This is a genomic window from Bradyrhizobium sp., from assembly GCF_035309285.1.
Classification (GTDB): Bacteria; Pseudomonadota; Alphaproteobacteria; order Rhizobiales; family Xanthobacteraceae; genus Bradyrhizobium.
The window spans coordinates 54,771-66,947 of record NZ_DATGFH010000179.1 but is presented as its reverse complement, the minus strand read 5'-3'; the positions used below and the strand labels follow the sequence as shown (position 1 = coordinate 66,947).

Below are 12,177 nucleotides of genomic sequence, written 5' to 3'. Positions count from 1 at the left end.
TCCCGAGCTCGATCGCAACCATGCGCGCCCGCCTGATCAAAGCCCTCATCAAAACCTTGCCGCAATGTCCGTGCTGCGGCGCCCGCGCAGCATCGAACAGACGTAGACGCCCATGACGCAGTAAGACTAATCCGCCCTACGTGCGCCGTCAGGGAGCCCGTCCTAGATCGCCACCTGCCGCCCGATCTCAACCACCTGATCCGTCGGAAGGCTGAAGAAGTCGCTCACATGAATGGCGTTGCGCTCCATCACGGCGAAGATCCGCTCCTGCCAGGCCGGTAGCCCGTCTCCTTCCTCGCGGTGGATCACGGTTTCGTGGCCGACATAGTAGGTGACGTCGTTGATGTCGATGCCGCAGCCCAGCGCCTTGCTGGTCAGGAGGACCTCGGGAATATTCGGCCGCTCCATAAAACCGAAGCGCGCTTCGGCGCGCCAGAAATTGGGCGCGACCTCCTCGAAGGAAATCCGCTTCCCTGCCGCCACCCACGGCACCGACAGGATATTGACGCGAAGCACGAACAGATGCTCGTGCAGCGCCCGGTTATGCTTGACATGCCACATCATGACGGGCGGCGTGTCGCGTTCCGTGCGGGTCAGGAACACCGCCGTGCCGGGCACCCGCGGTACGCTTTTCTCAGCAACGCGGGCAAGGAAATCCGGAACCGGGATCAGTGTCTCATGCAGCCGGCTGGAAACGGCAGCGGCGCCGCGATGCCAGATCCACATGATGCCGTAGACGGACGTGGCGAGCAGCAGCGGCACGTAACCGCCTTCGGCGACCTTGGTGAGGTTGGCGAGGAAGAATGCGCTGTCGATGATCAGGAAGCAGGCCGCGACGCTGCCCGCCGCGATCAGACTCCAACCCCATACCTCGCGCATTGCGATGAACAGCAGCGCGGACGTCATCAGCATCGTCAGCGACACCGCGATTCCGTAGGCGGAAGCGAGATTGTCGGACTTGCCGAAACCGACCGTGAGCCCGAGCGTGACGAGCATGAGCAGCCAATTGACCACGCCGACATAGATCTGGCCGTAGCCTTCCGACGAAGTCTGCGTGATCTGAAGCCGCGGCAGCCAGCCGAGCTGGATCGCCTGCCGCGTCATTGAGAAGGCGCCGGTGATGATCGACTGGCTGGCGATGATGGTGGCGACAGTCGCCAGCACGATCAGCGGCAACAGCAGCGCATTCGGACACAGCCGATAGAAGATGTTGCCGTCGGTGGGCGCGCCCTCCAGCACCAGCGCGGCCTGGCCGACGTAGTTCAGAATCAGGCTCGGAAAGACGATCGCAAACCAGGCGAGCTTGATCGGACCGGCGCCGAAATGTCCCATGTCGGCGTAGAGCGCCTCCGCGCCGGTGACGCAGAGAAACACAGCGCCGAGCACCAGGAAGCCGGTCACGCCATTGGAGAACAGATAGGACAGGCCGTAAACCGGATTGAGCGCCGCGAACACGCTCGGGTGCTGGACGATGCCGATAAGTCCCAGCACCGCCATGGCGGCGAACCAGACCAGCATCACCGGCCCGAAAAACTGTCCAATCGATGCCGTTCCCCGCGACTGGATCGCAAACAGCACAAGCAGGATCACCACTGCAGCCGGAACGATGTACGGATGCAGCGCCGTAGTCGCCATGTCCACGCCCTCGAGCGCCGACAGCACCGAGATCGCCGGCGTGATCGCTCCGTCGCCATAGATCAGCGCTGCGCCGAACAAGCCGACGGCGACGATGGTCGGCCGGTGCTGCTTCTTCACGCCGAGCAGCGCCATCAGCGCCAGGATGCCGCCCTCCCCGTCATTGTCCACGCGCATCGCGAACAGGACATATTTGACGGTTGTGATGATAAAGAGCGTCCATAACACCAGCGACAATGCGCCCAGCACAACGGCCGCGTCCGGAGATTTGTCCGACATCCCCAGGATCGTCTTGAATGTGTAGAGCGGGCTGGTGCCGATATCGCCGAACACGATCCCGAGCGCCGACAATCCGAGGAATGCCAGGCTGCCCTGTGGAGGTTGCCTTGCTGTGCCGGTCGCAGACGCAGCGTCATCAATCGTGCCGTCGAGCCCACGCGCTTCGCCGGCGGCATCTGGTGTCGGATCGCTCATTGCTGTCGTATAGACTATCCGTTGTGACTGCGACAGCCGCACGACAGACAACGACGGCCAGCAGCGGCAACGGCGTGCATCGTGGGATAACCGCGTGACGGCGCACGAGCCGGCAGAATGACAGGATCGATTGATGGGTCGCGTAAGGACGCGTTACTCGCTGGCCGTCGCGGTGGCCGGCGGCGGATTGACCGCGGCCGAAATCTGCGACGCCACCATGAACGCAAAAACGACGGCCGGTACGCATATCAGTCGCAGGAATTGATCAACGGAAAGCATCGCTATCGTCCCCCAAAGATGACGCGATTTCGAGAAGCCCGCTCAGTTCGCCCGTTGAGCGGCCACCTCATCGCTTGTGAAAAGCTGATCGGTATAGATCGCTCCCGTAATGGTGAGCAGCGCCAGCATCGAAATGACCGCTATAGTTTTCATGCAACCAAAGGTCGTTTTGGATTGCGGCCAAAAACGTCAGCCTTCGGTGCATTTTCTGGACGAACCCGGGAAACCATCGTGGCCGCCCCGGGTTTGCCACTGTTTTGCCTAGACAAGGCCCAGTTCCGCCGGATGCACGCCCGCAAAAATACGCTGCAAGGCCGGTGCGTCGAGCCCGTACATGCGCGCGAAGAGGCCGGCGAACATCGCGCGGTAATCGGTCAGAACGGGATAATCGCGGTTCTGGAACAGGGTCGCCTGCTCGACTTTGATCTGCTGGCCCAGGATGCGGCCGCCGTTGATGCCGCCGCCCAGCACCCAATAGACGCTGCCGTGGCCATGATCGGTGCCGCGATCGCCGTTCTCGCGGAAGGTGCGGCCGAATTCGGAGATCACGACCACGACCGTATCGCGCCAGGCCGCCGGCCCGACCTCTTCCGAAAAGCCTGCCAGGGCGCGGCCGAGCTCGCCGAGCCGATCAGCGAGATAGCCGTTGGCCGCGCCCTGATTGACGTGGGTATCCCAGCCGCCGACATCGACGAAGCCGAGGTTGAACTGCTCGCGCATCAGGCGGCCGATGCGCCGCGCCGACAGTTCGAAGCCCCGCGGCGAGACCGCGCCGCGGTTGGCCGCCATCATCTCCTGCGAGATCGAGCGATAGACATCGTCGCGTACCTGAAACCCCTCCGAGACGGAAGCGGCGAGATTGCTCTGCGCATACATCTGCCGGATGAGCTGCGCCTGACGGTCGTCGACGCCGGGCTTGCCGACATTGTTGATGCTGTTGTTGGGAATCTGCGTCTTGCCGCGGAAGATCAGCGGCAACTGATCCGTGAACGCGATCGGCTTCACGCGGGTCAATTCGCCTGCAAGGCGGCTCATGAAGCCCGAACGATAGTCGCGCGCGCGGCCCGCCGATTGCCCGAGCTCGATCGTATCCTGCGTCTCGAAATGGCTGCGGGTCAGGTCATCGCTGGTGCCGGCAAAGGGAACGAAGGCGATCTCGCGCTTTCCCCACAATGGAAAGACGCTGTCGCGCAGCGCCGGGTGCAGCCCCCATTCGCTCGTGAGCGACAGCGCCGCATTGGGATTTCCGACGTCGGGCCTGGCGATGCCGAGCGTCGGCCGCGAATGGTAATAGAAATCGGAGGACACCGGCACCAGCACGTTGGCGGCGTCATAGGCGCCGCGCAGGAAGACCACCAGAAGCCGCGCGTCGGTCGACGGCGCCGCCCAGACGCGGCCGGCCACGGTGAGCGGAGCCATTGCGGCGAAGGCCTTGATCAAATCACGACGGTTCATGATGCGATCCTCTTCCAGGTTCAGTGCATGAATTCCGGCGACGACTGGAACAGCGTGTTCCAGTCCTGCGGCGAGACCGCCTTGTCGAGCGCTGCGAGCGTCGTTGGTCCAAGCGTCTGTTTCAGTCCGTCGAAGTAGAGCGCGTTCTCGATCAGCGGAAATGCCGGCTGGTCGGTCGCGTTCGGCGCATTCGGCTTGAACAGGCCGGCCGGAGCCCGAACCGATCGCCCGCGCGATCTCGAACCGCACCATCATCTGGCCCGGCCCATTCCAGGAGGCCGACGCCATCGAATAGCCGTCCGGCGTTTCGTGGTTGAACAACCCCTCGCCCATCCGGTTGAGCCAACTCTGGATCGGCAGGGTGTTGAGGACGACCTTGTCGTCATAGGCGAGCCGCACCGCCGACAGCACATATTCCGCCGGGTCCTTGAAGCGCGAGCCGGGTTTCAGCGAAGCCGCAAATTCCGGCGCGTGGATCATGGTCGACAGCACCGTCGCAATATCGCCATCCGAGGTCTTGAAGGTCTGCGCCATCTTCTGCACCAGCGTCTCGGGCGGATTGTCGGAGACGAAATAGATCGCGATCTGGCGCGACAGATGCGTCGCGGTCGCCGGATGATGGACGAGCAAGTCGAGCGCCTCGTCGACCTCGGCCAGTCCCCGACCCTTGATGGTGTGGCCCAGAAAGACCTTGTCGCTGTAGTCATGGCGCATCGGATTGAACTCGAAGGCGCCGTCGCGAAAGAGCTGTGATTGCAACTCGGGCTTGATCTTCGGGTCTTCGGGCCTCAAGTCGATTCCGACGCCGGTCAGGATTTTCGCCAGCGCCTCGACGTCGGCCTGGGTGTAGCCCGAGCCTACGCCCATGGTGTGCAATTCCATGATCTCGCGCGCGTAGTTCTCGTTGATGTGGCCGGCCGCGTTGTCGGCATTGTCGAGATAGCGCAGCATCGCGGGATGCCGCAGCGTCGCCGAAAGCAGGTCGCGGAATTTGCCGAGCGCATGCGCGCGGATGGCGTGATCCTCATAGTCGCCGACAAGGATGCGGATGTTGCCCTTGTACTGATGGACGTTGAAATGATTGAACCAGAACCAGGTCATGCGCTCGCGCAACTGGTCGGGTACATAGAGCGCGCGCAGGATCGTCCGTGCCGCGGCCTGCCTGGCGCGCTCGTTCATCGCGCCCTGATAGACCTGCTGGGCGGCTTTCTTCTGATCGGGATCGACGACCTGATTGGCGCTTTTCGCCTGCGCCTCGAAGGCGACCGCGATGTCGAAGGGAAATTTGTGCACGTCGGGCATGGCCTCGATCTGCGCCTTGACGGCGCCCGGCAGCGCGCCTGCGGCCGGCGGATGCAATTGCTCCTCAAGCCAGCGCTCGACGCCCACGCTGCGCATGTGTTCGGCACTCGACGTGTTCACGCCCCAGGTGAGCCGGTCCAGCAGCGCCAGATCATGCGGATTGAAATCGCCGGCCTTCGCGTTGCCGATGGCCAAGATTGTCGCTGCACAACCCAGGAAAAAGCCAGTGAGGCGCCGGCTACGGAGTGTTGAACGGCCTGCGGAAATCATTGTGTTTATGCGTCCCGTAATCGAGGACCGCGAGGCCTTCGACTTACGCGAATCAGTTTGGCGGCGAACGTCTGAACAGCCTCTGAATGAAAAGTATGGAAATCATGGCGGAGGCTGGTTCCCCGGCATTGCGGCCTATGGAATAAATACGGCGTTGCCCTGATCCTGAACAAGAATCGCCTTTACGGCAGTTCTCAACGCAGGGTTGGGCATTTATTGCTTTACATTGATCAAATCGCCGTGCGCCAACGAAGTCTCAGAATCGTCCTGCCGTTGGCCCTCGTCATTTTCGGGACGATCGAGGCCCGTGCGGAGAGTTGCCCGACCGCAAAAGACGAGGTGGACACCGACCGGCCGGACGTCACCAATTCCAGCATCGTCATTCCCACCGGCAGCCTTCAGAATGAAAACGGCGCCAATTTCAGCATGCGCGACGACGGCCGCACCATCGACGGCACCAATAGCCGATGGCGGCTCGGGATTGCGCCATGCCTCGAAATCCTGGTCGACCTTCCAACCTACGTCGCGCCCCTGCAGGGCCCGGCCAGTCGCGGTTTTACGGATGTCGCCCCCGCCGTGAAGTGGCAGATCAGCCCAGTGCCGGGCAAGGTCGACCTGTCGGTCGTGTTCGGCGTGGCGCTGCCGACAGGGGCCCTCGAGATCGCCGGCCGCGGGCCGCAACCCTATCTGCAATTTCCCTGGTCCTGGCAATTGCATGATGGTTGGGGCGTGAGCGGCATGTTCACCGAATTCTCCCGTCCCTACGATGTGACGACCCGGAGCATCACGGAAGCGACCTTCGTGCTGGAGAAGAAGCTGACCGAGCCGCTCAGCCTGTTCACCGAATATGTCGGCGATTATCCGCAAGGCGGGAGCCCAAGCCAGCTCTGGAATTCGGGCGCGATCTATCACATCAACCGGACCCAGCAGGTGGACTTCCACATCGCGTTCGGGCTCAACCATAACGCGCCGGACTATGTCGTCGGCGTCGGCTATTCCTTCCGGGTCGACGGCCTGTTCGGGGAAGCGACGCGATAGCTTGCGCCGCCGCGATCATCCCGTAAGCCCTTCGTCGAAAATCCTACCGCGAAACCTCCCGTCGCTCTTGTTTGCAGCCGGGATTCTTGGGACATTCGCCCGGGATCAACGTCTGCAGGGAAATGGGGGATGCAGATCGTTCGTTCGATTGCGATGTCGGCCAGCCGGGCGATTGCGGTTTTGCTGGCAGCGAGCCTGGCCTTGCCCGAGGTCTTGGCCGGCGAGCCGCTTGTCGTTGCACAAGGCGGCGGCTTCGAGAAGCTACCTGACGCGGTGGCGCCGACGCCCTATTCGCCCAACGCGCCATCGTCGAAATCGCCTTCGAGCTCGCCCAAGCAGATGCCCGACACGAGTCCCGCTGCCCCGGACCGGTCGAACTCGTCGTCCGAAATCTATTGGGGCGCGATCGCCTTCACCGCGGATGGCTCCTATTCCTCGGACTGGAAGATGCCTTCACAGCCCGAGGCAGAGGCCAGAGTGTTGAAGCAATGCGCTCGCTTCGGCCGCGGCGGCTGCGAGGTCGTGAGCTTTTCCGGGCAGGAATGCGTGGCGCTTGCAACCTTCATCGGCGCCTATCGGCGGCGGCGCTGGAATCTCTCCTTCACCGCGGGCGGCATGACCTATCCGGAGGCGCAAGGCGCGGCGATGAACCGCTGCAATTCCGATGAGCGCGCGCAAGGCCATTGCCAGCCCCGCACCGCGGCGTGCGCCGACGGGCGCTAACACATTCGTTCATGCACTTTGCAGACCTGTCCAGCAGGCCGCTGCACATGGTGGCCATGCCCCAGACCTGGATGGATCGGTCGAGGAAGCCCCGGCATAATCGGCAAAAAGCAGAGGAAGCATCATGACGAAGGGGTCAAAGGTAAAGTCCGTCGAAATCCTCGCCTGCGACGCAGGCTGGAGAAACTATCACTTCGTCAAGATCACAACCGAGGACGGCGTCGTCGGCTGGAGCGAATATGACGAAGGCTTTGGCTCGCCCGGCGTCGGCGCTGCCATCCAGCGCCTGTCGACGCGGGTGATCGGACAGAACGCGTTCCAGCATGAGCGGATCTATGCCGAGCTTTATGCCGCGACGCGGCCGGCCGCCGGCGGCGTGGTGGCGCAGGCGATGGGCGCGATCGAGAACGCCCTGCTCGATGCCAAGGCGAAACTGCTCGGCGTTCCCTGTTACGATTTGCTCGGCGGCAAGATCCGCGACCGCGTTCGCGTCTACTGGTCGCATTGCGCGACCTGGCGCATCAACCATCCCTCCTGGTACAAGCCGCCGATCGAAAGCCTCGACGGCGTCCAGGCGATCGGCCGTGAGGTGCGCGAGAAGAAATTCACCGCGCTGAAAACCAACATCTTCACCTATGACCGCGGCAAGCCCACCGGCTGGCGGCCCGGCTTCGGTTCTCCGTTCCAGCCGGAGATCAACGTCGAGCGCAAGGTGCTGCGCGACCTCTGCATGCATCTGGAAGCCATCCGCGACGGTGCCGGCGGCGACGTCGATATCCTGCTCGACCTCAACTTCAACGCCAAGACCGATGGCTATCTGAAGATCCTGCGCGCGATCAGGGACCTCGACATGTTCTGGATCGAGATCGACAGCTACAATCCGGAAGCCTTGGGCCTGATCCGCCGCCAAAGCCCGCACCCGATCTCCTCCTGCGAGACGCTTTTGGGGCTGCGCGAGTTCGAGCCTTATTTCCGCGAGCAGGCGATGGATGTCGCGATCATCGACACGCCCTGGAACGGCGTATGGCAATCGATGAAGATCGCTGCCGCAGCGGAAGCGCATGAGGTCAACGTCGCGCCGCATAATTTCTACGGCCATCTCTGCTCGATGATGAACGCTCATTTCAGCGCCGCGGTGCCGAACCTGCGCATCATGGAGATCGATATCGATCGCCTCGACTGGGATCACGAGCTTTTCACCCACGTGCCCGAGATCGTGGACGGCCACATCGTCCTGCCGGACCGGCCCGGCTGGGGCACCGAACCCAATGAAGATGCGCTGCGCGCGCATCCGCCGAAGACCACCGGTGGCCTGCTGAACTATGGCCGCAAGGTCTGACCGCACATCGAACGCGCGACGGGCTGCGCGGGCAGGCTTTGCCGACGCGGCGCGCAGGCCCATTCCATCAGCGGCCTCTCAACAACCCGTCATGCAAGCCGGGTTCTTCACGTCCGGCCTGGGATCGCCGACGAACTTGTCGCGGTTGGGCATCTTGATCGCGGAGAGCGTCTTGGCGTCGAGCGTGGCATCGGCCGGCAGCAGGCCGTTCAGGCTCAGGACGTAGGCGGACACGGCATAGACATCGTCGTTGCTGAGGGACTGCGGCGCGTTCTGCGGCATCGCGCGACGGATATAGTCGAACAACGTCGGCGCATAGGGCCAATAGCTGCCGACGGTACGCACCGGTTTTGGAGACGCAAGCGTGCCCTGGCCACCGACGAGTTGATCGCCGACACCGCCCTGCCCCTTGTCGCCATGACAAGCCGCGCATTGCTGCGCGAAGACCTCCCGGCCACGGCTCACGGTGCCGCTGCCCGGCGGCAGGCCGCTGCCGTCGCGCCCGATGTCGATATTCCAGCCTGCGATTTCAGCAGGTGTCGCGGTTCGGCCGATGCCATATGGGCTCTGCGCCCGTGCCTCCCCGCAGCCCAACACTGCGAGCATGAGGACAGCGGCAGGAAATTTATGCATTGGCATTGGTGATCTCGCCGGTTTCTGCGATACGCCAGGGCCAGATCGCATTGTTATGGTAGAAATGATTGTCGCCGCGCACCGCGAGCAACTCGGCGAGTGTCGGCTGCACGTAGCCGGTCTCGTCGATGGCGCGGCTCTGGATCACGACGGGCTTGCCGTCCCAGTGCCAGGGCAAACGGAAACGGGTGAGTGCCCGCGTCAGGATCGGCTCCTGCAGTTGCGCCTCCTGCCAATTCTTGCCGTCGTCGACCGAGACATCAACGCGCTTGATCTTGCCGCGACCACTCCATGCGATGCCGGTGATCTCGTGGAAACCCTGCTGTGTCAGGCGCTGCCCGCCCGAAGGACGGGTGATGATGGACTTGGCCTCCATGTAGAAGGTGAACTGGCGTGCCGTGCCGTCCGGCATCGGGTCGGTGTATTTCGACGTTTCCTCGCGCGAATAGGCCGGCTCCGCCACAACATGCAGCCGGCGCAACCACTTCACATTCATATTGCCTTCGAAGCCCGGCACCAGAAGCCGCAACGGATAGCCCTGTTGCGGGCGCAGGCGCTCGCCGTTCTGGCTGTACACCAGCATGGCATCATCGAGGCATTTCTCGATCGGGATACTGCGCGTCAGCGCCGCGGCATCAGCGCCTTCGGCGACTACCCATTTTGCTGCGGGCTTAAGGCCGGCTTCCTGCAGCACAAGCTTCAGGCTGACGCCGGTCCACTCCGCGCAGCTCACCAAGCCGACCAGATCGGAAGCCGTCTTGCCATAAGGCTTGGTATAGATCGGATTACCGGAGCATTCGAGGAAATGGATGCGGGACTGCGAAGGAAAGCGGCGGATATCCTCCATGGTGAAGATCATCGGCCGATCGACCAGGCCGTGAAGCATCAGACGGTGCTGCGCGGGGTCGATTGTCGGCACGCCGCCATGATGGCGCTCGTAAAACAGGCCGTTGGGCGTGATGATGCCGTCGAGATCTTGCAAGGGTGTCCGGCCCGATGCAGAAATATATTGCTTGAGGTTTTTCGGGATGTTCTTGATGACATCCTTCTCGTACGGTGACGGCGTGCCATAGAGCTGGCTTCCCATGGGATCGCCTGGCGTCTTCATCCATTCCGGAACGTTGGGCGGGAGATTTTCGTTGCCGGCCGCCTCGGCCTTGGTGGCGATACCACCCGCAAGAGCCGCGCCGGCTGCAACCGCACCGTGACGCAAGAAGCGGCGGCGCGAAGCCGCTGTACCGTTGTCAGTTGTTTTCTTCATTGGGCATCCCCGTTTTCGAAGCCGCCGGTATCCGCCAGGTCCGTCTGCCATTCTTTCCTGCGTCGATTTTTCAGCAACGTCCTTACGATGGAAGAGAAAGCATAGCATATCTGGCGAGCGTCAGAAGGCGTTGACACGGGCGGCGTGTTCCAACGGAAGACAAAGGAGGAAGCGATGGCGCAGACCGAAATCCTGATTGCCGGCGCCGGTCCCACCGGTCTCGTGCTGGCGCTGTGGCTGACCAAATTGGGCGTCAAGGTGCGCATCATCGACAAGAGCACCGGCCCCGGCACGACCTCACGCGCACTTGCGGTGCAGGCGCGCACCCTCGAGCTCTACCAGCAGCTTGACCTCACGGATGCCGTGATCGCGAAGGGTCACCAAGTCCCGGCAGTCAATTTCTGGGTCAACGGCGCGCGGAAGGCCCACATGTCGCTGAAGGACATGGGCACGGGACTGACGCCCTATCCGTTCCTGCATATCTTTCCCCAGGACGAGCATGAAAAGCTGCTGGTGGCCAAGCTTGAATCACTCGGCGTGTCGGTCGAGCGACGCACGGAGCTCGTGAGCTTTACCGAACAGGCCGACGGCGTGGTGGCGCGCCTGCGCGGGCCGGATGGAAACGAAAGCGCGTGCGAGGCGATCTATCTGGCCGGCTGCGACGGTGCGCGCTCCAAGGTGCGCGAGACCATCGGTACCGGCTTTCCCGGCGGCACCTACCAGCACCTGTTCTATGTCGCCGACGTCGACGCGACGGGACCCGCGCTCGACGGCGAGCTCCATATCGACCTCGACCAAGCCGATTTTGTCGCGGTCTTCCCTTTGGCCGGCAAAGGACGCGCGCGGCTGATCGGAACCGTGCGCGACGAGCGCGCCGACCGCGCCGAGACGCTCGCCTTCGGCGACGTGAGCAACCACGCCATCGGTCAGATGAAGCTGTCCATTACCAATGTGAACTGGTTTTCGACCTATCACGTGCATCACCGGGTGACGCAGCAGTTCCGGAAAGACCGCGCGTTCCTGATCGGCGACGCAGCGCATATCCATAGCCCGGCCGGCGGCCAGGGCATGAACACCGGGATTGGCGATGCCATCAACCTCGCCTGGAAGCTGGCTGCGGTCGTGAAAGGAAGGGCGAGCGAGGCGCTGCTCGACAGCTACGAAGCCGAGCGTATCGGCTTTGCGCAAAGGTTGGTCGCGAGCACCGACCGCGCCTTCACCTTTGCGACCGGCGAGGGCCGGCTCGCCGGCTTTGTGCGCACCCGCATCGCGCCGATCGTGATTCCGATGCTGTTCAGTTTCGCAGCCGCACGCCGATTTGCGTTCCGCACGGTCTCGCAGACCATGATCAACTATCGTGGCGGCCCGTTGAGCCGCGGCACGGCTGGAGGGGTGCAAGGCGGCGATCGCCTGCCATGGGTTGCGGTCGATGGCGCCGACAATTTCAAGCCGCTCGGGAGCGCAGACTGGCAGGTGCATGTTTATGGCGAGGCGAAGAGCGAGCTCGCCGCGTGGTGTGCGCAGCAAAACCTGCCGCTGCATGTGTTCGCCTGGCAGGACGCGCACGCAGCAAAAGGGCTCGCGCGCAATGCGCTCTACCTGCTTCGGCCTGATACCTATCTCGCGCTCGCGGAAGGGAGTGCTTCGCCCGCTGCGTTGGACCGCTATTTCAGGGAGGTGGGCGTCAAGCTCGCGGCATAGCGATCGCTATTGGGGAAAAGCGGACGTCACCCAGCTGACCATCCCTGTCTAGTCGGTCGAAAGTGAC

Annotated in this window: 9 protein-coding genes and 1 pseudogene; 5 read left to right on the top strand and 5 right to left on the bottom strand. The window is 62.9% G+C overall.

All coding sequences use genetic code 11. The features are described 5' to 3' along the window. Positions 1 to 162: 162 nt before the first annotated feature. Positions 163 to 2,109 carry a potassium transporter Kup gene (locus tag VKR55_RS32985; protein WP_324409590.1) on the bottom strand — a complete coding sequence of 649 codons (1,947 nt, stop codon included), beginning with the start codon at positions 2,107 to 2,109 and terminating at the stop codon, positions 163 to 165. 133 nt (positions 2,110 to 2,242) lie between these two features. Between VKR55_RS32985 and VKR55_RS32980 the strand changes: the two genes are divergently transcribed. After that, positions 2,243 to 2,374, top strand: coding sequence for a hypothetical protein (locus VKR55_RS32980; protein WP_324409589.1), 132 nt, complete (start codon positions 2,243 to 2,245; stop codon positions 2,372 to 2,374). 275 nt (positions 2,375 to 2,649) lie between these two features. On the opposite strand, the gene VKR55_RS32975 is transcribed toward VKR55_RS32980, so the two are convergent. Next, complete coding sequence (locus VKR55_RS32975) at positions 2,650 to 3,843, bottom strand: DUF1501 domain-containing protein (RefSeq protein WP_324409592.1); 1,194 nt, start codon at positions 3,841 to 3,843, stop codon at positions 2,650 to 2,652. A gap of 186 nt (positions 3,844 to 4,029) precedes the next feature. Next, positions 4,030 to 5,241, bottom strand: a pseudogene (locus VKR55_RS32970) (DUF1800 domain-containing protein); the annotation flags it as partial. Positions 5,242 to 5,688: 447 nt separating this feature from the next. Between VKR55_RS32970 and VKR55_RS32965 the strand changes: the two are divergent. The 3 genes from VKR55_RS32965 to VKR55_RS32955 all read left to right on the top strand — a co-directional run bounded on the left by VKR55_RS32965 (position 5,689) and on the right by VKR55_RS32955 (position 8,515). Next, positions 5,689 to 6,453, top strand: a complete 765-nt coding sequence (locus tag VKR55_RS32965) for a transporter (RefSeq protein WP_324409588.1) — start codon at positions 5,689 to 5,691, stop codon at positions 6,451 to 6,453. Positions 6,454 to 6,582: 129 nt separating this feature from the next. Next, entirely contained in the window at positions 6,583 to 7,176 is a 594-nt protein-coding gene (locus VKR55_RS32960) for a DUF4189 domain-containing protein (protein WP_324409587.1), read from the top strand. 124 nt (positions 7,177 to 7,300) lie between these two features. Next, positions 7,301 to 8,515, top strand: a complete 1,215-nt coding sequence (locus tag VKR55_RS32955) for a mandelate racemase/muconate lactonizing enzyme family protein (RefSeq protein WP_324409586.1) — start codon at positions 7,301 to 7,303, stop codon at positions 8,513 to 8,515. 78 nt (positions 8,516 to 8,593) lie between these two features. Here the strand turns inward: VKR55_RS32955 and VKR55_RS32950 are convergent, their stop codons facing one another. Both VKR55_RS32950 and soxC read right to left on the bottom strand, forming a co-directional pair. Continuing rightward, positions 8,594 to 9,121, bottom strand: a complete 528-nt coding sequence (locus VKR55_RS32950; RefSeq protein ID WP_324409585.1) for a c-type cytochrome — start codon at positions 9,119 to 9,121, stop codon at positions 8,594 to 8,596. 19 nt (positions 9,122 to 9,140) lie between these two features. Beyond that, entirely contained in the window at positions 9,141 to 10,409 is a 1,269-nt protein-coding gene (gene soxC, locus VKR55_RS32945) for a sulfite dehydrogenase (protein ID WP_324409584.1), read from the bottom strand. A gap of 174 nt (positions 10,410 to 10,583) precedes the next feature. Between soxC and VKR55_RS32940 the strand changes: the two genes are divergently transcribed. Continuing rightward, positions 10,584 to 12,110 (top strand): FAD-dependent monooxygenase, encoded by a 1,527-nt coding sequence (locus VKR55_RS32940; protein ID WP_324409583.1) that lies wholly within the window; start codon positions 10,584 to 10,586, stop codon positions 12,108 to 12,110. Positions 12,111 to 12,177: the final 67 nt, after the last annotated feature.

Coding starts and splice junctions, on each gene's coding strand:
- soxC (WP_324409584.1), bottom strand. CDS start 10,409: ATGAAGAAAACAACTGACAACGGTACAGCGGCTTCGCGCCGCCGCTTC.
- VKR55_RS32950 (WP_324409585.1), bottom strand. CDS start 9,121: ATGCTCGCAGTGTTGGGCTGCGGGGAGGCACGGGCGCAGAGCCCATAT.
- VKR55_RS32980 (WP_324409589.1), top strand. CDS start 2,243: ATGGGTCGCGTAAGGACGCGTTACTCGCTGGCCGTCGCGGTGGCCGGC.
- VKR55_RS32985 (WP_324409590.1), bottom strand. CDS start 2,109: ATGAGCGATCCGACACCAGATGCCGCCGGCGAAGCGCGTGGGCTCGAC.
- VKR55_RS32975 (WP_324409592.1), bottom strand. CDS start 3,843: ATGAACCGTCGTGATTTGATCAAGGCCTTCGCCGCAATGGCTCCGCTC.
- VKR55_RS32940 (WP_324409583.1), top strand. CDS start 10,584: ATGGCGCAGACCGAAATCCTGATTGCCGGCGCCGGTCCCACCGGTCTC.
- VKR55_RS32960 (WP_324409587.1), top strand. CDS start 6,583: ATGCAGATCGTTCGTTCGATTGCGATGTCGGCCAGCCGGGCGATTGCG.
- VKR55_RS32955 (WP_324409586.1), top strand. CDS start 7,301: ATGACGAAGGGGTCAAAGGTAAAGTCCGTCGAAATCCTCGCCTGCGAC.